Below are 21191 nucleotides of genomic sequence, written 5' to 3'. Positions count from 1 at the left end.
CTGACATTACAATTAGCCGCGAAGCTGGCTATCGAGAGGTGAAGGCAAGGTGCTTACCGAAGAGCGTGTGAGGGATCAGCTCAGGAACGTCATAGACCCGGAGCTCGGGATGGATCTCGTCGAGCTCGGGCTCGTCTACGACATCGGGATCCACGACGAGGGGCGGCACGTGGACGTGGTATTTTCTCTGACGAGCCCGATGTGTCCGGTTGGGGACATGATCCAGGAGCAGGTAGAGAACGAGGTGCTCTCCATAGAGGGTGTGGAGACGGTAAACGCCCAGCTCACCTTCGATCCCCTCTGGAACCCGGACATGATGAGCCCCGCCGCCAAGCTCTTCTTCGGCCGGTAGGAGAGGTTTTGGAAGGCGGGCCGGCCTCGCCGGGCTTCGCCCACCTGTGCGGGCTCCGGGATCCGGTGATGTCACGTCTGGTGCGGGCCATCGGGCCGCTCGGTGAGGAGGCCCGCCGGCGGGGGCGTCCGGAGGACGCCTTCGGTTCTCTACTGCGCTCCATAATCGGGCAGCAGCTCTCTACCCGGGCGGCGAAGAGCATCTACGTCAGGGTCACCGCGCTCTTCGGGGGGCGGGTACCGACGCCGGGAGAAGTGCTCGAGCGTTCGGCGGAGGAGCTGGCGGCCTGCGGGATCTCCGGACGCAAGATCGTCTATCTCAAGGATCTCGCGCGGCGAGTGATCGACGGCCGGCTGGACTTCGTGGAGCTCGAGCGGGTTCCGGACGAGGAGGTGCGTGCCCGCATTACGGAGGTGAAAGGCCTGGGGCGCTGGAGCGCGGACATGTTCCTGATCTTCCACCTGCACCGGCCCGACGTGCTGCCGGTAGGTGATCTGGGGATCCGCCGGGCCGTGATGCGGGCCTACGGGCTCACGGGGCTGCCGGATCTCACGCAGCTGGAGAAGATCGCCCACCCCTGGCGACCGTACAGGACGCTCGCCTCCCTCTACCTCTGGGAGTCGCTCGAGATGGAAGTTCTACCTCCTTCCTGTGAGGAGATGATGAGATAAGTGGGAGGTTTCTCGGTTTGAAGACGACCAGGATCCCGGTGCGTACGAGCCGCCGCTACCAGCTCGTCTCCATAACCGACGAGGTGCGGCGGGCGGTGCGGCAGTCCGGTGTCGAGGAGGGGTTCTGCATCGTCTCCTCCGGGCACACCACGGCCGCGGTCACGCTGAACGAAGATTACGACCCCGACGTTCCCGAGGATCTCGCCGCGGCCTGCCGGGCGTTGCTTGGGGCGCTTGAGGTGAACTTTCGGCACGCAGAGGGCAACAGCGACTCGCACTTTCTCACCAGCCTCTTCGGGACGAGCCAGTATCTCACCGTCAGTGGCGGCGAGCCCGAGCTCGGGCGCTGGCAGGGTGTTTTCCTCGCCGAGTTCGACGGCCCGAGAGAGAGGGTCGTGCGCGTCGCTGTGGGTGAGGCCTGATACTGCGGCTGAATCTTCCCGGAGTTAGAATTGGCTACCGCGCGCGAGCGGTGGTCTTGGCGTCTAGTAGATCTGGAGGGTTTCGACCTATGAACAACCTTTTGAAGGGAGGGCTTGCTCTGGGTGGTATGGCTCTGGCTGCGGGCGGTCTGAAGTGGGCGTTGAGCTCCGAACCTCGCTACGCTCCATGGGAGAAGCCGCGCTTTGCAGACTTCGAGAATCGGGTTCTGATCCTGGGTGGGGGTTTCGGCGGATATAACGTCGCCAAGAGCATCTGTGAGCTGACCCGCAAGCGGGACGACATCGGCGTGATGGTTATCTCCCGCGAGAACTACCTCACGTTCTGGCCGATGGTACCCGGCGTCGTATCGAGTGACGTCGGCGTGAGAAACATCGCACAGCCCCTGCGGAGGACTCTGATCCGCCTGGGGGCCAGCTTCCGCCGGGCGGAGATCGAAGACGTGAACTTCGAGAAGAAGACCGTGACCGCCGACGGGCACCAATTCCCCTACGACCATCTGGTCTTCGCACTCGGAGCCGAGCCCAACTTCTTCGGGATCCCGGGTGTCGAGGAGCATGCTCTGCCGATGAAGGGGATAAGCGACGCTGTACGCATCCGCAACCGGGTAATAGAGCGCTTCGAGCAGGCCGTGCTCGAGGGGGACGAGCTGCCGGAGAGCGCGCTCACCTTCGTCGTCATCGGGGCTGGGGCGACCGGTGTCGAGACGGCAGCACAGCTGCACGTCCTCATCCACGAGGTGCTCGCCCAGGAGTACCCGAACGTCAACCCCAACCGGTTCAGGATAATGCTCCTCGACGCGCTGCCGAACATCCTCCCCGAGCTCGACGCCGGGCTGCGGCGGGTCGCGCGGGGCCAGCTCGCCGCCCGCAACATAGAGGTCATGACCAACGCCATGGCCGAGGAGGTCACCGAAGACTGTGTGCGTCTGAAGGACGGGCGAGAGATACACACCCAGAACGTGATCTGGACCGCCGGTGCCCGGCCGAACTCGCTGGTCGAGAGGCTCGGGCTACCGCTGGTGCAGAGAACCAAGGGTATAAAGGTCGACGAGTATCTGCGGGTCGAGGGGTTCAGGAACGTCTGGGCGCTCGGAGACAACGCGACCATCCCCAACCCTGACGACGGTTTCGTGCCGCCGAACGCCCAGGCGGCGGTCAAGGAGGGCAAGCACCTGGCCAAGAACATCCTCGCCGCGATCGACGGCCGGGAGCTCAAGCCGTTCAAGTATCGTTCGCAGGGACAGCTCATAGACCTCGGGAGCCACTTCGCCGTCAATGACGTCTTCGGGGTCAAGTTCAGCGGCCGGCTGGCCTCGCTGTTCTGGCGCGGAGCCTACCTGGTGCGTCTCGACAGCCCGCAGGGCCGGGTCAGGCAGGCCTTCGACTGGGCGCTCGAGTACTTCGCGCATCCCACGGTCGCCCAGATTCGGGACTATCAGGCCGCGGAGTAGGGAGGACTCCTTGAGAGCCGGGCCGTGAGGTGCTAAGTTTGCACCAGCTTTCAGGAGGGTTCTTCGAGGGAGCGAGAGGATGACCTTTGCGAACCAGCTCACTCTGGCACGACTGGTGGCGGTGGTGCCCGTCATGGTGGCTCTGTACCTGCCGTTCCCCTTCGCGCGGACCATCGCGCTGATCTTGTACGTCGGAGCCCTCCTGACCGACTACTTCGATGGCATCGCGGCGCGCCGGAGCAACAAGGTCACCGGCTTCGGCAAGCTCATGGACTCCATAGCAGACAAGGCCCTCATCTCCTCCGTGTTCTTCGTGCTGGTCGACAAGAGCCTCATGGAGTCCTGGATGGCCGCGGTGATGGTCATCCGGGAGTTTGCGGTCACCGGTTTCAGGATGGCGGCTCTGGAGGGGGGAGAGGTCATAGCAGCGAACAGCTGGGGGAAGGCCAAGATGAACGCGCAGAGCCTCGGTGTCTTTCTTTTGCTCCTGGCCTACGCGCATATCGGACCGTGGCGGACCCTTACGCAGGTGGGCTGGTGGGTGATGTTCGCCGCGGTGATCCTGACGCTGCTCTCAGGATGGTCCTACCTCAGGGATGCTCCCAGGATCCTCTCCGTGCAGGCTCGCAGGGATCAGAGGCTGTAGTGGCGCTGCAGCGACGCGAGTTCGGACCGAAGGGTCTGAGGCCTGCGGAGGTGGAGGTCGTGCTGCGCCGGGCGGCCGAGCTGAACGCGGCCCGCGGCAGGGCGATGCTCGAGGTCTCGCCCGAGGTTCCCTTGGACGTCGTGGTCCGGGTTGCTGCCACCGCCGGAATCCGGGAAGAGGATGTCAGGAGGGCGCTGGGTGAACTCGGCACCGGGCCGGTCGCCGAGGCTCCCTCGCTGGCTCGAAGGCTCTACGGTCCCGGGGCCGTGCGCGTTGTGCGGGAGGTGGAGCGCCCGGTGGAAGAGGTGCTAGAGATTGTCGAGGGAGCACTGGCTGCGGAAGGTCTGCACGCCTCCTACCGGAGTGACACCGGCTCGGTCTGGGAGCCGGGGGAGGAGGCCGCGGAGGGCTCAGCCGCCGGAGGGGCCGGGAGCAGAGGGAGGACTTTCTGCGGAGCGGGTCGTGTCGAGGTGCGGGCCGAACGTCTGCCTGATGGCTGGAGTCGGTTGAGCGTCATCGCCACGCTGCAGGGGCAGCGCGGTCACCTGCTATCCCTCGGCGGGATCGTCGGTGCGACGCTCGCGGTCCTGCCGGTTATGGGGGGATTCCAGGATGCGGTCTACTTTCTGGGCGTGATACCGGCGTTTGCGCTCCCGATGCTGGGGTTCAGGGCGGCGTACCACAAAAACCGCCGGGAGGTGCGCCGGACGCTACTGCGCCTGCTCGACGGACGCCTCGCCAGCCACCGAGGGGATCGTGGAGACATCATCCGGCTTTGGCCGGAGGGTTAGCGCGCCCTTCTTTCTACTCCTCCGTGGGTTGACCGTCCGCCTCCTCCGTGTGGTCTTCCCGCCCGGGGGCGCCGCGCGCAACGTCGACGAGGGATGAGATGGTGGTGTAGAGCGCGATCAGGGTGACGATCACGGCGACCGTCGCGACGATCGCCGCGTAGGTTGGCACCACTGTCATGCCTGGCAGAGACATCCCGGACAGATATTAAACCAGGAGGCGGATGGATGCTCAGGCACGAGGCGTGGAACCCGAGGACGTGATCATGTTGCGCACCTCGCGCAGCGCCACCGGCAGCGTCGAGAGGTCGAAGGTGCCGCTCGAGTTTATGTCCCGCAGTACCTGCAGGGTTCTCTCCACCGGCTCCCGATTAGTCTCTATCCAGCGATCGACCCTCTGCGGAGCGGGCAGGCTCTTCGGTGTATCGGAGAGGACAGCGGCGGTCAGCATCGCCTGCTGCAGGTAGAGGTCGTCGCGCAGCGCTGCTCGCGCGAGGGTCCGCCAGCGGTTGTCTCGGGGTAGGATCTCTATGTGCCTGCGCAGCCAGTGCAGCCTCAGCCGGTCGCCGAGGGTGAGGTAGGCCGAGGCGACGTCCGACACCGACTCGTCGTGCTCCGAGGCCGCGTCTACTATGTCCAGCGCGGAGGACATCACGTTCGAGATGGCCACTCTCCTGGCCAGGTATTCCGGGACACCTGCGCCGCGCAGCTCCTCGACCTCCCGCTCCAGCTCTACCCGCTCCTCGCTCGGCATCAGCTCCGGCACACGTTCGTAGAGCTCCGAGACGCCGCCGGAGAACCTGCGCACCGTCTGGTTGATGTCCAGGGGGCGCCGGTTGCGCAAGAGCCAGCGCGTCGCGCGCTCGACCAGCCGTCTGACGTCGAGGAACATCCGCGTCTGGATCCCGGTCCCGACGACGTTGTCCAGCGCCTCTATCTCCTCCCACACCCGGTCCGTGTCGAAGATCTCCCGGGCCGCCACGTACGCGCGGGCGATCTCTGCCGGGGACGCTCCGGTTTCGTCGCCGAGCCGGTAGGCGAAGGTGGTGCCGCAGCGGTTGACCATGCCGTTCACCAGGCTGGTCGCGATGATCTCGCGGCGCAGCCGGTGGCGGCGCATCCGTTCCCTGAATCGCTCGCGCAGTTGGGTGGGGAAGTACTCCTCCAGCTCCTGCATGAGGTGGGGGTCGTCCGGCAACTCGGAAGCCAGGATGTCCTGGTAAAGTGTGAGCTTGGTGTAGGAAAGAACGATCGCGATCTCGGGTGCGGTCAACCCGAGTCCGTGGGAGCGGCGCTCTGCTATCTCCTCGTCGTCAGGTAGGAACTCGAGCTTCCGGTCCAGCCTTCCGGACGAATCCAGCGCCCGGATATAGCGGGCGTGCACATCGGCCATCGAGGCAGCCTGGGCGAGCGAGTTGTTTATCGCCTGCGTCTGGCGGTAGTTGTGCAGGAGCACGAGCCGGGCCACCTCGTCGGTCATCCCGGCGAGGAGATCGTTGCGCTGCTTCTCGGTCATGTCTCCGGCCTCGACCACCGAGTCGAGCAGGATCTTTATGTTCACCTCGTGGTCGGAGGTGTCCACTCCGGCGGAGTTGTCTATGGCATCCATGTAGATCCTGCCGCCCGCGAGCGCGTATTCGATCCTCCCGCGCTGGGTGAAGCCCAGGTTGCCGCCCTCCCCGACGACTCGGCACCTGAGCTCGCGGGCGTCGACCCGCACCGCGTCATTGGAGCGGTCTCCGACCTCGGCGTTGGTCTCGTCGGAGGCCTTTACGTAGGTGCCTATCCCGCCGTTGAAGAGCAGGTCCACCTCGGCCCTGAGCAGGGCGCTTATCACCTCGTTCGGGGTCAGGCGTTCCTCTTCGACCCCGAGGAGCCTCCGGGTTTCGGGGGAGAGGGGGATGGACTTGGCCGTCCTCGGGAAGACGCCTCCGCCCTCGGAGATGACCGAGCGGTCGTAGTCGTCCCACGAGGAGCGGGGCATCTCGAAGAGGCGTTTGCGCTCGGCGTAGCTGCGCTCCGGGTCCGGGTCGGGGTCGAGGAAGATGTGCCGGTGGTCGAAGGCCCCGACCAGGCAGATGTGCTCGCTCTGGAGCATGCCGTTGCCGAAGACGTCCCCCGACATGTCCCCGATGCCGACCACGGTGAAGTCTTCCCTCTGGATGTCCTTGCCCAGCTCGCGGAAGTGGCGCTTGACCGACTCCCACGCACCTTTCGCCGTGATCCCCATCTCCTTGTGGTCGTAGCCGGTCTTGCCGCCGGAGGCGAAGGCGTCGCCGAGCCAGAAGCCGTACTCCCGGGAGATCTCGTTGGCGATGTCCGAGAAGGTCGCCGTGCCCTTGTCCGCCGCAACGACGAGGTAGGTGTCGTCGCCGTCGTAGCGCACCACGTCGGGGGGCGGGACGACCCGGCCGTCGGAGAGGTTGTCGGTGAGGTCGAGCATGCCCCGTATGAGCGTGCTGTAGCATTCGACGGCCTCGCGCCGCATCGCGTCCCGGTCGCCGTCGTCGGGTGGTCGCTTGACGACGAAACCTCCCTTGGCCCCGACCGGGACTATGACGGCGTTCTTGACCATCTGGGCCTTCATCAGCCCGAGGATCTCGGTGCGGAAGTCCTCCCGGCGGTCGGAGTGCCGGATGCCGCCCCGGGCGACCTCACCGCCGCGCAGGTGGACCCCCTCCATGCGGGGCGAGTAGACGAAGATCTCGAAGCGCGGCCTCGGGAGCGGGAGGTCCGGGACGCGCGAGGGATCGAACTTGAAAGAGAGGTAAGATCTCTCTTTGCCCGCGGCGTCCTTCTGGAAGTAGTTGGTGCGTAGGGTCGCAAGGATGAGGTGCAGAAAACTGCGCAGGATGCGGTCCTCGTCGAGGCTCGCGACCTCCTCGAGCTCTTCCTCTATCCGTTCCTGGAGCCTCGCCGCCGCCTCCTCCCTTGTCGCATCCTCCGGGTCGAAGCGGTGCTCGAAGAGGGAGACGAGGAGCCGGGCGACGTGCGGGTTGTCCGCCAGGGTGTCCTCCATGTAGCGCTGGCTGAAGGTGGTCCCCGTCTGGCGTAGATACTTGCAGTAGGCCCTGAGCATCGAGATCTCGCGCCACGAGAGCCCGGCGAGGAGCACCAGCCGGTTGAGCCCGTCGTTCTCGGCCTCCCCGCGCAGGACGCGCGCGAAGCACTCCTGGAAGAGCCGCTTGGTCCGGGCGGACCTCAGATCCTCGCCGGATCGGTGCACGAGGCCGAAGTCGTGGATCCAGACCTGCTCTTCGCCCGCGGGCTCCACCCGGTGCGGCCTCTCGTCGACGACCTCCACCCCCATGTTCTCGAGTAGCGGCATCACCCGGGAGAGCGGGATCTGCTCGCCCTTCTTGAAGAGCTTGAATCCGAGGAAGTCATCGGGTTCCTCCAGCGGGTGGTAGAGGCTCATCCCAATGTCCTCTTCGGAGGCGAGATCTTCGATGCTGCGGATGTCGCCCACGGCGGCGCGGGCGAGGAATCCCGCCCGGTAGCCGGGCGGGAAGGCGTCCCGGTAGCGGCGGAACAGCTCCACCCCCTCCTCCTCGCCGCACTGCTCGACGAGGGCGTCGTAGAGGTCGTCCGTCCACGAGCGTACGGCGCCGGCGAGGCGTTCTTCTGTCTCCTGCGGATCGTACTCCGGGACCTCTCTGCCCGGCGGGGTGTAGACGATGAAGTGCAGCCGCGCCAGGACCGACTCCGAGAGCCTGACGTCGTACTCGACGTGCGTGCCCCCGAAGGCCTCCTTGAGGATTTCCTGCATCCGCTGGCGGGTCGTGGTGTTGTATCGATCCCGGGGCACGAAGACCAGACACGAGAAGAAACGACCGAACTCCTCGCGCCGGGCGAACATGCGCACCCGCTGCCGCTCCTGCAGGTGCAGGATGCCTATCGAGATCTCGAAGAGTTCTTCCGTGGAGATCTGGAAGAGCTCGTCGCGGGGGTAGGTCTCCAGGATCTCCACCAGATCCTTCTCGTTGTGGCTCGCCGGAGGGAAGCCCGCCCTCCGCAACACCTCCCGCACCTTGCGGCGTATGATCGGGATCTCCATCGCGCTCGCGCTGTAGGCGGAGAAGGTGTAGAGCCCGAGGAAGCGCCGCTCCCCGATCACCCGGCCGTCCCCGTCGAAGATCCTCACGCCCACATAGTCCATGTACGAGGGCCGATGGACCGTCGCACGCGAGCTCGCTTTGGTGAGCGTCATGAGGCCGGGATGCCGTCCCTCCACGGCGGGCAGGCTGTCCGGGTTGCCTTCCCGTCCCTCGCGCAGGATGCCGAGCCCGGAGCCTTCGATGGCCTCTCCTTTCGCCCCGTACTCCCTGTAACCCAGGAAGGTGAAGTTGTCGGCGTCGAGCCACTCCAGGAACGCATGGGCCTCCTCGACCTCTTCGGGGGTCGCGGGCGGTTCTCCGCTCTTCAGGCTCTCCGCCGCTTCGCGCACCTTCTCGCGCATCGCGGGCCAGTCCTCCACCGCCGCCCTGACGTCCGAAAGCACGCGGGACAGGCCGCTGCGCAGGGACTCCAGCGCCTCGGGTGAGGTGTGCCGGTCGACTTCCACGTGCATGATCGACTCTGGAATGGCGCCCTCGCTCTTCTCTTCTGGTCCCAGGATCTCCAGCAGCCGGCCCTCCTCGTCCCGCAGCACCCGCATGATGGGGTGCAGGATGAGGTGGACGGAGAAGCCCTGCCTGTTCACCTCCATTCGGACGGAGTCGACGAGGAAGGGCATGTCGTCGGCGACTATCTCGACGACGGTGTGGGTGCACTGCCAGCCGTCGTCCTCGAATCGGGGATTGTACACGCGTACCCTGGTCTCCCCGGGTTTGCGGCGGCCGGCGAACTTCCAGTGTGCGACCGCCGCCCCGTAGAGGTCCAGGGGCGGATGCTCCCTTAGGTCTTCGGGGGAAGCCCACTCGTAGTACTGCCTTATGAACCGTCCGGCCTGCGGGAGATCCTCCCGCGGAAGCTGCCCCCGGGCGTGCGAGATCAGCTCATCGAGAAGTTTCCGTTTGGCGAGCATCCCGGCTCCTCCGTGATCTAGGCTTCCTCTTCCGAAGACCTGTCCCGCAACTTATCATAGCGTCGCTGTACGGGCCGTGCCGGGTGCTCGTCCTCGGCGTGTGCGCCTAGACCGTCCTGGTCTCCTTCCGGGCTCCGGCCCACCCCTCGTAGCTGCCCTCGAGCTCGAGCACCCCATCCACATTGTGCAGTCGCAGCGTGCTCGCGGCTATGGCCGCGCGCCTCCCGGACTGGCAGTGTACGACGAGCGGGCGACCCGGGGGCAGTTCGTTGAGCTTCCACCTTACCCTCCCGACGTGCGTCTGGATCGCCCCGGGGATGTGCCCTTCCGTGTACTCGCTCCTGGCCCTCACGTCGAGGACCGAGGCCCCTCCATCCATCTTCTCCAGCTCTTCCGGGGTGACGAGCTTGACGGGTTCCTTGGGAAGCCCTTCTGTGCTCGTCACATATCCCCGGACGTTGTCTATCCCGACCCGGATGAGGTGGTCCCGCATCTCTTCTGCGTCCTCCCCGTCCCGGGCGAGGAGCGCGATCGGCCTGTCGTCCCGCTCGGGATCTATGACCCACCCGGCGGCGGTCGCCAGATGCTCCCCGCCGGGGACGACGATCGCCCCTACGATCGCTTCCCGGTAGTACTCCTCCAGAGGACGCGTGTCTATCAGGAGCATCTCGCCGTTCCTTAGCCGCCGGGCGAGCTCCGCCGCGTCGTAGCGCTCGAGCTGCGGGAGCTCGCCGAGCAGCGCGGGCCCCTCCTTGTTCTGACGCTTCATCCTCCCGAAATAGGCCGGCGCGTCCGGCTGGCCTTCGAGCAGCGCCTCGACGAAACCGTCCTCGTCGCCCGACTCCACATACCGCCTCCACCACGAGAACAGCTTCTCGTAGCCGACCGTGCTGCTCGGAACGGAGCCGAGCGCCTTCCCGCACGCGCTCCCCGCCCCATGCCCGGGGTGGACCTGCACGTAATCGGCCAGCGGCATGAACCTGTCCCGGAGGCTCGCGAACATCTCCCGGGCGCCCTTCTCGCGCGTGTTGGCGATGCCCGCAGCCTCCTCCAGCAGGTCGGGCCGCCCGAGATCCCCTACGAATACGAAGTCGCCGCTGAGCAGATATCCCGGCTCGTCGGTCAGCGCCCCGTCCGTGACCAGAAACGAGACGTGCTCCGGCGTGTGCCCGGGAGTGTGCACCGTCCGTATGGTGATGTTGCCGAGCTTTATCTCGTCCCCATCATGCAGCTTCTCGTCGCCGAAGCCATACTTCCAGTCTTCGTCCCCCTCGTCCGAGAGGTACAGCGTGGCCCCCGTCGCCTCGGCAAGCTCACGTGAGCCCGAGAGATAGTCGGCGTGGATGTGCGTCTCGGTCACCGCCACGATGCGCAGGCCGTTCTTCTCCGCCATCTCCAGGTAGACCCCGATATCCCGCCTCGGGTCCACCACCACCGCTTCGCCACTCGCCTGACACCCGATGAGGTAACTCGCCTGCGCGAGATCCTCGTCGTAGACCCTCTCAAAGAGCATCTTCTCCTCCGTTCATCTCCCGTTCCAACTGAATCATATCACTATGTAGTAAATCAAACCGGCATACAGCAATGCTGCACGCGTCACCTGTATTTTCGAGTATTTGCCTATATTCTTATTCGATGTGGAAGAGAGTTTTGGAAGGAGACTGGATGATGGGAGGTTTCGCGCCCGTCGATGGGCTCGTCGGGGGTATTCTCATCGGGGTTTCGGCGACTCTTTTGATGCTCTTCGAGGGGCGTATTGCGGGGATAAGCGGCATTGTTGGGGGGCTTTTGAGGCCTTTGGGATGGAGGGGTGGCTGGCGGGCCGCTTTCGTGGCCGGGCTTCTGGCCGGTGGGGTGATCTACGAGGTATTCGGTGGGGGGATGCGGGTCCAGCTGCAGGCGTCGGTGCCGGCGATGGTCGTCGCGGGGCTCCTGGTGGGTTTCGGGACCCGGCTCGGATCGGGGTGCACCAGCGGGCACGGGGTGTGCGGGATGGCGCGGCTCTCCCGGCGTTCGATCTGTGCGACGCTCGTCTTCATGGTCGTCGCCATGATCACGGTCTTCGTCACGCGCCACGTTCTCTAGGGTGGGCGGCATGAGGAACCTCGCGGTATTTCTCAGCGGGCTTGTCTTCGGGCTCGGTCTCGCGGTCTCCGGGATGACGAACCCGGCCCGGGTGATCGGGTTTTTGGACGTCGCCGGGCGCTGGAACCCCACGCTCGCGTTCGTCATGGGCGGGGCGGTGATCGTGACGTTTTTCGCCTTCCGCCTGACGATACGCCGGGGGCGGCCTGTCTTCGCGCAGAGCTTCGAGCTTCCGGAGAAGAAGGCCATCGACGGCAGGCTCATCGGGGGCGCGGCCGTCTTCGGCATCGGATGGGGGATCGGGGGCTTCTGCCCGGGGCCTGCGGTGGTGGCTCTCGTGAGCGGGGTGTGGCCGGTTTTCACCTTCGTCGCCGCCATGCTCGCCGGGATGGCGCTCCACGCGATCCTCTTCGAGGGGGAAGGCTCATCCCGGCGGGAGACCTTCCAGGTGCGCGGCAGGTTCAGGGAACGATCATGACCGGGCAGCGGCCGGACTCCAGGAGCTCGCGCAGGAGTTTCGGGTCCGTGCCCACGGGCAGGACGAGCAGGGCTCCATCGCCCTCTTCCCGGATCGCCTCCAGGATCGAAGTGGCATCGGCTTCCTGGAGGCTCCTGAGCCTCACCTGCAGTCGTTCGGAGAGGCCGGAAGGGAGGCGTGTGTCCACCTCCTGCGGGGCGAGCAGGACGAGCGGGGAATCCCAGACCTCCGCCAGGAACGTCGCCGCCTGCAGAGGCTGAGAGCCGGTCTCGGGCCCCGGGTAGAGCACCACGACCGGGGCTCCCGGGCGGAGCCGGCCGCGCAGGACGAGCACCGGGCCGGGACGGTGGGGGGGAGGTTCGTGCGAGAAGAGGGTCGCCGCACCGGATGTGCCCCCCAGGATCACCAGATCCGAGTCCGAGGCCGAGGAGAGCACGCCCGAGAAGCCCGTACCCTGCACGGTGCTGAACGACCATCTGATACGCGTGCCGGCGGCGATGCGGCTGAGCGTCTCCTCGGCGCGGGTGGCGTAGGCCCGCACCGCCCGCTCCATCGTGGAGCTGTTCAGCTCCCGCGCCGCGCCCGAGAACGGGTCCACGGCCCTCAAGAACGGCAGCTCCGTCAACCGCATCAGGTTCGCATCCTCGACGAAGGTCGCCAGAAGCTCGCTCTGCAGGCGGCGGGCCAGATCTGCTGCTGCCTCGAGCAGGGAGGGGTTCTCCGGCGAGGCGTCGAGGACCACGACGACCCGCCGTGCGAGCGGGTGGCGCTCAGCCATCGTTCTCCTCCCGGGAGGACTGCCGGGCCAGAGCCCGCATCCTCTCCCCGAGTTCGGCCAGTCTTCGTTCCACCATGCCGTTCACCGTGTCCTCCGGATAGTTGCCCTCCTCGTCCGGTTCCCCGGCCGGAACCCCGGTCAGAAGCTCGATCCCCTCATCGATCGTCTCCACCGGGTAGATGTGGAAATCTCCGCGCTCGACCGCCTCGACCACGTCGCGCCGCAGCATCAGGTTGTCGACGTTGGAGGCCGGGATCAGGACGCCCTGCTCCCCGTTGAGGCCACGCATGCGGCAGATGTCGAAGAAGCCCTCTATCTTCTCGTTGACCCCGCCTATGGCCTGCACGTCGCCGTGCTGGTTCACCGACCCGGTGACCGCGAGCGATTGCTTCACCGGCAGCCCGGCTATCGCGGAGAGCAGCGCGTAGAGCTCGGCGGAGGAGGCCGAGTCTCCCTCCACGCCGCCGTAGGATTGCTCGAAGACCAGGCTCGCCGAGAGTGAGAGCGGGCGGCGGGTGGCGTAGCGCCCCCCGAGGAAGCCGGCCAGGATCATGACGCCCTTGGAGTGGATGGGACCGGAGAGCTTCACCTCGCGCTCGATGTCCACGACCTCGCCGCGCCCCATGCGGATGCGGGCCGAGATCCTGCTCGGACGCCCGAAGGCGAAGCCGCCGAGCTCTATCACCGAGAGCCCGTTGACCTGCCCGACGCGCTCGCCCTCGGTGTCTATCAGAAGGGTGCCGCGCAGGATCTGCTCCTGCACCTTCTCGCGCAGCCGGTCCGAGCGGTAGGTGCGGGCGTCTATGGCCTTCTGGACGTCGGCGGCGGTGACCGCGCCGTTCCCGTTCTGGCGCGCCCAGTAGTCGGCCTCGCGCAGGACGTCGGCGAGGCTCTCGACGTGCACCAGGAGTTTGCGCGAGTCGCCGACCATGCGGGAGGCGTGCTCTATCACCCGTGCCACCCCGGTGCGGTCGAAGGGCATCAGACCCTCCCGCCGGGCGATGGAGGCGATGAGCCGTGAGTACAGGAGGTTGTTCTCCTCACTTCGGTCCACCTCCTCGTCGAAGTCCGCTGCGACCTTGAAGAGCTGACCGAACTCCGGGTCGAGCGCGGAGAGCAGGTAATAGAGCAGACGGTCCCCGAGGAGGACCACCTTCACGTCGAGCGGGATGGGCTCGGGCTCGAGCGAGATCGTGCTGATGAGCCCGACCATCTGCCCCGGCGACTCTATGCGCAAGAGCCGGGAGCGCAGCGCCCGCTTGAGCCCCTCCCAGGCGAAGGGCTGCGTGAGCAGCCGGCGGGCGTCGAGGATCAGATACCCCCCGTTGGCCCGGTGCAGCGCGCCGGGCCGGATCATGTTGAAGTCCGTCACCAGCGCGCCCATCCTGGCCATGTACTCCACCCGCCCGAGCAGGTTCTGGTAGGTAGGGTTGTCCTCGTAGACGACGGGAGCCTCTTCGAGCCTGCTGCGGTCGACCAGCACGTTGACCTGGTAGCGGCGGGCGGCCGGGACGTGCATTTGCTCCTGCTGCCTCTCCCCGTCCTCGTGCCCCTGTCCGGGGGAGAGGATCTCCTGCGCGTTCTGGACGATGTCGCGGCGCACTTCCTCGAGGTAGCGCCTCACCGCCTCGAAGGAGGCGTACTCCTCCTTGAGCTCTTCTATCCGCGCGCCCACCGCGAAGTTGGTCACCTCCCGGTTGAGCTCCCTCAGCCTCCGCTGCATCTCACGCTGCCAGCGCGGGATCTCCTCGGAGAGCACCCGTTGCAGCTCCTGCTGCAGCTCTTCCACCTCCTGCTCCAGGCGCTGCTGCTCCTCCTCGGGGAGCTGCTGGATCTGCTGCGGGGAGAGCACCTGTCCCTCCCTCAGCGGTGCGAAGACCCATCCCATCGGGGTCTGCAGGAGCGCGAGCCCTCTCTCCTGTGCCTTCCTCCTCAGCTCGGCGAAGGCGCGGTTGGAACGCTCGGAGAACTCCTCCTCTATCGCCCGGCGGCGGGCCTGATATTCCTCGCCTTCGAAGGCGCTCGAGAGCGACGGCCTGAGCTCCTCGACGAGCTGCTCCATGTCCCGGCGCAGCCGCACCCCCATCCCTGGAGGTAGCTCTATCGCCCGCGGCCTGTAGGGGTGCTCGAAGTTGTGGACGTAGACCCAGTCGGAGGGGGCCGATCTCTTCCCGGCCTCCTTTTCGAGGAAGTGCCTGACCAGCGTGTGCTTGCCCGTTCCGGGCGGACCGAGGGCGTAGATGTTGTACCCGGGCCGGTCTATCCCGATGCCGAAGCGGACGGCCTCCACCGCCCGCGGCTGGCCCATCCCGCCGTCGAGGTCATCGAGCTCCTCGGTCGTCGTGAAGGGCAGGCTCTCGGGATCACAGTGATGGTAGAGCCTCGATGGTTCAAGCCCGTCCTTCAACTGGCGCATACCTCCTCTTCTCTCCCTACGTCATTCTATGCCATCGCCCGTGGCCGGGGGAGTGGGGGCGGGTTCGCGCGGGAACCCCTGCAGCCGGGAGAGCCGGACCTGCAGGCGTCCCCTGGAGGTGCGGACCACCCCCTCCCTGCACAGCTCCGCGAGCGCCACCGTGACGGACTCCCGGCTCGCGGAGACCATTCCGGCCAGGTCGTGGTGGGTCAGATGGAGCACTATCTCCATGTACTCCGGATCCTCGCACGCTGCACCGAACTTGCTGATCAGTATGGGAAAGAGCTCCAGCAGCCTGCTCCTCACGCGCCGTGGCAGCAGGCACCTGCTCATCTCTTGCTGCTCGGCGAGCCTGAGGTTGTCGAGCGTCACCAGGCTCAGGACCAGCCCGGGCCGAACGCTGCAGGCTTTGCGCAGGAATATCCTGGGGATTTTGACTACCTCACACCGTCCGGAACATACCCTGGCGTGGGTCTGTACGGGGAGATCTCCGGCTGTCCCCTCCGGGAAGAGGGCGTGCCCGAAGTGATCCCAGGGGCCGAGTATCCTGACCGTGGCCTCCTTGCCTCCAGAATGTTCCCGGGTCACCATGACGGCACCCGTGGTGATCACGTACAGGCCGTCGGCCGGCTCTTCGTCCCGGTACACGGGCTCTCCACGCTCGTGATGTCTGCGACTCAGCCCGAATCCCATCCCGGTGGCGGCCTCCATGACCCTGCGCCACTCCGCTTCCCGGAGACTGCCCGATGTTTCCAGCCCCGTCATTCTTCCTCGCGGACCCTGGTCCTCCCGGAGCCTCCGGCTCCGACCACCCAGCCATCCCGGCTGCTGATGTTACACCGCCGTGCTTCCGGGCGGCGGGTCTCCGGCTTCGAATGCGGTCCGAACCTACCCCTCCACCCGGATATACTCCCGACTGGAACGTGGGCGTGTCCCCGCGCCACCCAGGATCTCGCGCTGGATGATGAGCCCCTGGAGCAGGGCCAGGGTTTCGTGTGGATCCTCGCCGGAGGGTCCCTCGCCGATACTGTCCAGCATGCGCTCCATGCACCGCCTGACCAGCGCCCGCACCGGAGGATTGTGCAGCGACTCCGCCCACAGCTCGATCCTCAACCGGCCCAGCCACCTGGGATCCCGCCCACGCAGGTTCTTCTCCATGCCCTGAACGCTCCCGCAGGCTCCCTCCGCCCCGTCCGTTCCACCGGTAGCCTTCTCCAGGACGAGCGTGTCCCTGCCGCAGACGAACTCGGCCACCGCGAGTATGAGCGCCTCTTTGTCCGGGAAGTAACGGTAGATCGTGCCTATGCTCAGGTTCGCCTCCCGGCATATGTCCAGCATCGCCGTCTCGCGAAACCCCCTGCGGGCGAAGCAGCGGCACGCCGCCTCCAGGATCTGCCTGCGCCTGCTCGTCCGCCGCTCCTCCAGCCGATCGCTCATCTCACCTCTTCCTCTCGCGTGGAATGAACCATCAGTATATGATCATACGTGACAGTAAGGTGTTCGGGGCCGCATCTTGAAGGGACGTGAGGGATGTCCGGACGGAGGGTCGTGATACTCGGAGCGGGGCCGGGGGGCGTGGCCGCGGCGCGGCGCCTGCGGAGGCGTACGTCCTCAGGGGTAGAAGTAGTGCTCGTCGAGCGACCGGGTGGTCCGCTCTACCTGCCCGGTACGATCCCCACCCTGCTCGGCGAGGGGCCGGCTTCGCGCTGGAGGGCTCCTCTCGCGCTCGAGGGGGTCGAGGTCGTCTACGGCGAGGCCCGGGGTGTCTCGGGGAGCGGGGTAAGGCTCGAGGATGAAGAGATCGGAGCCGACGCCGTCGTGGCCGCGCCGGGGCTCGCGCTCGACCTCGAGGCTCTTCCTTCCTCCTCCCGTGTTTTCGGCTTCTGGGACCCCGAAGGGGCACAGCGTGCTTCGGAAGCGATCCGGGACCTCGAAGGCGGGGTGGTTGCGGTCGTGATCTCTTCTCTGCCCTACCGGTGTCCTCCGGCGCCCTACGGGATGGCGATGCAGCTCGCGAACCTCTACCGCGGTACCTCCCGCCCGGTGAGGGTCGTGCTGACGACCCCCGAGGAGGAGCCCCTGCAGTCGCTCGGACAGAAGATGACGGATTTCCTCCGCTCCTCCTGCTCCGCCGAAGGGGTGGAGATCCTCACCGGCTTCGAACCCGACCTCACCTCGCTCGGGGAGGGAGCCCTCCGATCCGCCGACGGACGCGACCTCCGCTTCGATCTCGCGCTCGTCGTACCCCCGCACCGGAGGTCTCCGCTACTCGCGCACCTGCCAGGTGATGGACCCCTGGTCGAGATCTCCCGATCCTTCGAGACCACCGAGGAGAACCTCTTCGTGATCGGGGACGCCGCAGCCACCGCGCTGCCCCGTACCGCCGACGGAGCCGCCGCCGCGGGACGCACCGCAGCCGATGCGATACTCGAACGCTTCGGCATCCTCGACTCCCCGGAGACCCACCTCCCCGCACCGGAATGCTTCGTCGGCCACGGCTCAGGACGTTACAGCCATATCTCGCTGCGCTACCCGGACGGCCTCCCGCCCCAGGGCCGCGCCAGGGTGACGCTCGAGGGACCCTCCACAGAGATCGCACCCGCCTTCGAGCGAGCCTTCGAAAACTGGCGCTCCCTCCGCTCGTAGCCCCCGGAACCACCTCCTCCCTTGACGCGCGTCTTTTATTCAATTATTATGTTGAATACATGAACAGGAGGGAACACCGGGAGTTCAAGGATCTGCTCTACGAGCAGTTCGCGCGGGTGGGGAAAGCGCTGGCGAGCCCGAGGCGGCTGGAGATGATCGACCTCTTGGCGCAGGGGGAGAGGACGGTCGAGGAGATCGCGCGACAGATGGAGCTGCCTGTGGCGAACGTCTCGCAGCATCTGCAGGTCTTGCGTCGGGCGCGGCTGGTCGAGGCGCGGCGGGAGGGGCTCTACGTCCGCTACCGGCTGGCGGACGGGCGGGTCTTCGAGCTGTGGAGGATGCTCAGGGAGATCGGGGAGGAGCGCCTCGCTGAGATAGACCGGCTCGTCGGCGACTACCTCGAGGATCGGGCATCTCTGGAGGAGGTGAGCGCGGAAGAGCTGCGGGAGATGATGCGTGGAGGGGAGGTGGTCGTGCTCGACGTACGGCCCGAGGAAGAGTACCGGGCCGGGCACATCGCCGGAGCTCGCTCGTTACCCGTGGAGGAGCTCGAAGAGCGGCTGGAGAGATGTCTGCGAGATTTGCCTCCGGACCGGCGGATCGTCGCCTACTGCCGCGGGCCTTACTGCGTGTTCTCCGACGAGGCGGTGGAGATGTTGCGCGAGAGAGGTTACAGCGCGGTCCGGCTTGCCGAGGGGTTCCCCGAGTGGCGGGCGGCCGGCTTCCCGGTCGAGACGTCCTGGGGCTGACGCTTCCGGGCCCGCCGGCTCCGGCGGGGCGGTGGGGTCTCGTGAGAGACCCTGTCCGGCTGGGCTTGAAGGAGAACCTGGGGCAGTTCTCGCTCCTGGTGCTCGTCAACGCCTTCGTCGGGGGGATGGTAGGCCTGGAGCGTACGGTGGTGCCGCTCATCGGCTCTGAGGTCTTCGGGCTCGTCGCCAAAAGCGCGATCCTCTCTTTCATCGTCTCCTTCGGGGTGGTCAAGGCCCTCTCCAACCTCGCGGTAGGCAGCCTCGTGGACCTCTTCAACAAGAAGAAGATCCTGGTAGCAGGTTGGATCTTCGGCGTCCCGGTCCCCTTCATACTGATGCTCGCTCCCTCATGGGGGTGGGTGGTCTTCGCCAACGTTCTCCTCGGGATAAACCAGGGCTTCACCTGGTCGATGACCGTCAACATGAAGATAGACCTCGTCGGTCCCCGCTTCCGGGGGGTCGCCACCGGGATGAACGAGTTCGCCGGCTACGCCTCCCTGGGCATAACGGCCTTCCTCACCGGCTACATCGCCTCGGCGTATGCGCTCAGGCCCCAGCCCTTCTACCTGGGAGTGTTCTACGTCTTCGCGGGGCTTGGGCTCTCCGTATTCCTGGTGCGTGACACCCGCGAGCACGTCCGGCTGGAGGCGAGCCAGACCGGATCGGAGGATGAAGATAAGCCGACCTTCCAGGAGGTCTTCTCTGCGACCTCCTTCAGGGACCGCAACCTCTTCGCCTGCTCGCAGGCCGGGCTCGTCAACAACCTCAACGACGGGATGAGCTGGGGGGTGTTTCCCCTCTTCTTCGCAGCCTTCGGGCTCGGCGTGGAGCGCATCGGCGTACTCAAAGCCGTCTACCCGTTCGTCTGGGGCGTGCTGCAGGTCGTGACGGGCCCCTTGAGCGACCGCATCGGGCGCAAGGGGCTCATCGCCGGCGGCCTCTGGGTTCAGGCGGTGGGGATGTTCATTATCCTCGCGACCCGCGGCTTCGGGTGGTGGCTCGTGGGTAGCTTGATCATGGGACTTGGCACCGCGATGGTCTACCCGACGCTCATCGCCGCCGTCTCGGACCACTCCCGGCCCGCGTGGCGTGCCCGCTCCCTCAGCGTCTACAGGTTCTGGCGCGATCTCGGCTACGCGGTGGGAGCACTCGCCGCGGGGATAATCGCCGACATTTTGGGGCTCTCGTGGGCGATAGGGCTCGTGGCGGCGCTCACCGCACTCTCGGGATTTGTGGTCGCCCTCTTGCTCGAGGAGAAGCCAGGGTCAGGCGACGCCCTTTAGCATCCCGTTCCAGTACATCGCGGGCAGCGCCCGGGTCTTGATGAGCCAGTTCGTATAGGTCTCCTTGCGGGAGTCGTGTTCCCACGGCGGCACGGTGGGACGTGGCTTGAGGGTGTAGTCGAACTCTGCGAGCATCATCTTCCCGTAGTCGGTGACGAGCGGGCACGAGCTGTAGCCGTCGTAGTCGTGGGAGTCTACCTTGAGGTCCACGCCCTCCATGGCCCTAACCAGGTTGTACACCAGGACCGGGGCCTGCTTGCGTATGGCCGCGCCGGTCTTCGACGTGGGGAGGCTGCTCGCGTCGCCGAGCGCGAAGACGTTCGGGTAGCGCACGTGCTGCAGGGTGTGTTTGTCCACCTCGACGTAGCCGGCCTCGTTGGCGAGCTGGCTGTTCTTGATGAAGTCCGGGGCGCTCTGCGGCGGGCAGAAATGCAGGAAATCGTAGGACATCGCAACCCGCCTGGTCTCCTCGCCCTCCTTGACCTCGAAGTAAGCCTCCTTCTTCTCCGGGTCCACGGCGACGAGGTTGTGGTTGAAGAGGGTCTGTATGTTCTTGCGCCTCATCACGCCTTCGAGCGCCTCGCGGTAGTACGGTGACGAGAACAGCACCGGCTTTCCGTTCACGAACAGCTGGTTCACCCGCTCGCGGATCTTCGCGCGCCGCCAGTAGGAGTCGGCCATGTAGCAGATCTTCTGCGGTGCGCCACCGCACTTTATCGGGCTGGCGGGCTCGACGAAGATCGCGGTCCCACCCCGGAAGCTGCGGATGCCTTCCCACGTCTTCTGTGCACCTTCGGCGGTGTAGTTGCTGTAGAGCCCGTCCCGGCCCAGATGTCCGTCGAGACCCTCTATCCTGTCGTAGTCGAGCTGGTGCCCGGGACAGACGACGAGGTAGTCGTAGCCGACCCTGCGCCCGCTCTCGGTTACGAGCTGGTCCTTCTCCGGCTCGAAGCCTTCGACCCTCTCCCGGATCCAGGTGACCCCCCGCGGGATGTAGTCCTCCTCTTTCCTGATGAAGTGCTCCTTCGGGAAGACCCCCGAGGCGACCAGCGTCCAGCCCGGCTGGTACATGTGCCGCTCGGAGGGCTCTATAACGGTTATCTCAGGATGTCTTAGCCTGCGCGCCAGACGGGCCGCAACCGTGAGCCCGGCCGTCCCCCCGCCGACGATGACCACCCTCCCCCGCGCCTCGCTCTTGAGCTCCCGGCTCGCCACGGCCGCAGCAGCCGGAGCCGCGACCGCAAGCGCACCACCGGCCAGCAACGCACCCCTCGCTCCCGGCATGACTCCTCCTTCCTGCAGGCTTCTATGCCTCCTCCCCCGAAATGCTAGCAATCATCCCGATGACATCCACCACCACATGTAATGGATTTTATTAT

The 21191-nt window shown here is 66.2% G+C and carries 19 protein-coding genes; 11 read left to right on the top strand and 8 right to left on the bottom strand.

What is annotated here, in order from left to right:
- Positions 1 to 49: 49 nt before the first annotated feature.
- The 6 genes from PJB24_RS11975 (at position 50) to PJB24_RS11950 (ending at position 4354) form a co-directional block, all read left to right on the top strand.
- A complete protein-coding gene (locus PJB24_RS11975; protein WP_273846204.1) occupies positions 50 to 352 on the top strand; it encodes a metal-sulfur cluster assembly factor in 303 nt (100 codons plus the stop codon).
- Positions 353 to 360: 8 nt separating this feature from the next.
- A complete protein-coding gene (locus PJB24_RS11970; protein WP_273846202.1) occupies positions 361 to 1023 on the top strand; it encodes a DNA-3-methyladenine glycosylase family protein in 663 nt (220 codons plus the stop codon).
- Positions 1024 to 1040: 17 nt separating this feature from the next.
- Positions 1041 to 1445, top strand: a complete 405-nt coding sequence (locus tag PJB24_RS11965) for a secondary thiamine-phosphate synthase enzyme YjbQ (RefSeq protein WP_273846200.1) — start codon at positions 1041 to 1043, stop codon at positions 1443 to 1445.
- An 89-nt stretch (positions 1446 to 1534) separates the two neighbouring features.
- The gene (locus PJB24_RS11960) at positions 1535 to 2917 is read left to right on the top strand and encodes an NAD(P)/FAD-dependent oxidoreductase (RefSeq protein WP_273846198.1); all 1383 of its coding nucleotides are present in this window, start codon (positions 1535 to 1537) and stop codon (positions 2915 to 2917) included.
- A gap of 79 nt (positions 2918 to 2996) precedes the next feature.
- Positions 2997 to 3563: a CDP-diacylglycerol--glycerol-3-phosphate 3-phosphatidyltransferase gene (gene pgsA, locus PJB24_RS11955; protein WP_273846196.1), complete on the top strand. Its 567-nt coding sequence runs from the start codon at positions 2997 to 2999 to the stop codon at positions 3561 to 3563.
- Positions 3563 to 4354, top strand: coding sequence for a hypothetical protein (locus PJB24_RS11950; protein WP_273846194.1), 792 nt, complete (start codon positions 3563 to 3565; stop codon positions 4352 to 4354). The genes pgsA and PJB24_RS11950 overlap by 1 nt, the downstream gene beginning before the upstream one ends.
- Positions 4355 to 4367: 13 nt before the next feature.
- Here the strand turns inward: PJB24_RS11950 and PJB24_RS11945 are convergent, their stop codons facing one another.
- From PJB24_RS11945 to PJB24_RS11935, 3 genes are all read right to left on the bottom strand, one after another.
- Positions 4368 to 4532: a hypothetical protein gene (locus PJB24_RS11945; protein ID WP_273846192.1), complete on the bottom strand. Its 165-nt coding sequence runs from the start codon at positions 4530 to 4532 to the stop codon at positions 4368 to 4370.
- Positions 4533 to 4583: 51 nt separating this feature from the next.
- A complete protein-coding gene (locus PJB24_RS11940; RefSeq protein ID WP_273846190.1) occupies positions 4584 to 9377 on the bottom strand; it encodes an NAD-glutamate dehydrogenase in 4794 nt (1597 codons plus the stop codon).
- 106 nt (positions 9378 to 9483) lie between these two features.
- Complete coding sequence (locus PJB24_RS11935; RefSeq protein WP_273846188.1) at positions 9484 to 10890, bottom strand: MBL fold metallo-hydrolase; 1407 nt, start codon at positions 10888 to 10890, stop codon at positions 9484 to 9486.
- 155 nt (positions 10891 to 11045) lie between these two features.
- On the opposite strand from PJB24_RS11935, the gene PJB24_RS11930 reads away from it, so the two are divergent.
- Positions 11046 to 11462 carry a YeeE/YedE family protein gene (locus PJB24_RS11930; RefSeq protein ID WP_420541936.1) on the top strand — a complete coding sequence of 139 codons (417 nt, stop codon included), beginning with the start codon at positions 11046 to 11048 and terminating at the stop codon, positions 11460 to 11462.
- A 10-nt stretch (positions 11463 to 11472) separates the two neighbouring features.
- Positions 11473 to 11940, top strand: coding sequence for a DUF6691 family protein (locus PJB24_RS11925; RefSeq protein WP_273846185.1), 468 nt, complete (start codon positions 11473 to 11475; stop codon positions 11938 to 11940).
- On the opposite strand, the gene PJB24_RS11920 is transcribed toward PJB24_RS11925, so the two are convergent.
- The 4 genes from PJB24_RS11920 to PJB24_RS11905 form a co-directional block, all read right to left on the bottom strand.
- On the bottom strand, positions 11924 to 12718 hold the full coding sequence (locus PJB24_RS11920; RefSeq protein ID WP_273846182.1) for a histidine kinase: 795 nt from the start codon (positions 12716 to 12718) through the stop codon (positions 11924 to 11926). The two genes, PJB24_RS11925 and PJB24_RS11920, sit on opposite strands and share 17 nt — an antisense overlap.
- Entirely contained in the window at positions 12711 to 15134 is a 2424-nt protein-coding gene (locus tag PJB24_RS11915) for a Lon protease family protein (protein WP_273846180.1), read from the bottom strand. The genes PJB24_RS11920 and PJB24_RS11915 overlap by 8 nt, the downstream gene beginning before the upstream one ends.
- 21 nt (positions 15135 to 15155) lie before the next feature.
- Positions 15156 to 15899 (bottom strand): Crp/Fnr family transcriptional regulator, encoded by a 744-nt coding sequence (locus tag PJB24_RS11910; RefSeq protein WP_273846178.1) that lies wholly within the window; start codon positions 15897 to 15899, stop codon positions 15156 to 15158.
- Positions 15900 to 16022: 123 nt separating this feature from the next.
- Complete coding sequence (locus PJB24_RS11905; protein ID WP_273846176.1) at positions 16023 to 16571, bottom strand: TetR/AcrR family transcriptional regulator; 549 nt, start codon at positions 16569 to 16571, stop codon at positions 16023 to 16025.
- A gap of 93 nt (positions 16572 to 16664) precedes the next feature.
- Here PJB24_RS11905 and PJB24_RS11900 point away from each other — a divergent pair, with 93 nt between their 5' ends.
- Genes PJB24_RS11900 through PJB24_RS11890 form a run of 3 tightly spaced genes read left to right on the top strand, consistent with a single transcriptional unit; the run spans position 16665 to position 19812 of the window.
- Positions 16665 to 17780: an NAD(P)/FAD-dependent oxidoreductase gene (locus PJB24_RS11900; protein ID WP_273846174.1), complete on the top strand. Its 1116-nt coding sequence runs from the start codon at positions 16665 to 16667 to the stop codon at positions 17778 to 17780.
- Positions 17781 to 17839: 59 nt separating this feature from the next.
- Positions 17840 to 18529 carry an ArsR/SmtB family transcription factor gene (locus tag PJB24_RS11895; RefSeq protein ID WP_273846172.1) on the top strand — a complete coding sequence of 230 codons (690 nt, stop codon included), beginning with the start codon at positions 17840 to 17842 and terminating at the stop codon, positions 18527 to 18529.
- Positions 18530 to 18570: 41 nt separating this feature from the next.
- Complete coding sequence (locus tag PJB24_RS11890; protein ID WP_273846170.1) at positions 18571 to 19812, top strand: MFS transporter; 1242 nt, start codon at positions 18571 to 18573, stop codon at positions 19810 to 19812.
- Here the strand turns inward: PJB24_RS11890 and PJB24_RS11885 are convergent.
- Positions 19795 to 21096, bottom strand: coding sequence for an NAD(P)/FAD-dependent oxidoreductase (locus tag PJB24_RS11885; RefSeq protein ID WP_273846168.1), 1302 nt, complete (start codon positions 21094 to 21096; stop codon positions 19795 to 19797). The genes PJB24_RS11890 and PJB24_RS11885 overlap by 18 nt on opposite strands.
- Positions 21097 to 21191: the final 95 nt, after the last annotated feature.

The organism is Rubrobacter calidifluminis, from assembly GCF_028617075.1.
GTDB classification, from domain to species: Bacteria; Actinomycetota; Rubrobacteria; order Rubrobacterales; family Rubrobacteraceae; genus Rubrobacter_E; species Rubrobacter_E calidifluminis.
The sequence above is the reverse complement of the archived record's forward strand: the minus strand, read 5'-3'. Positions and strand labels throughout refer to the sequence as shown.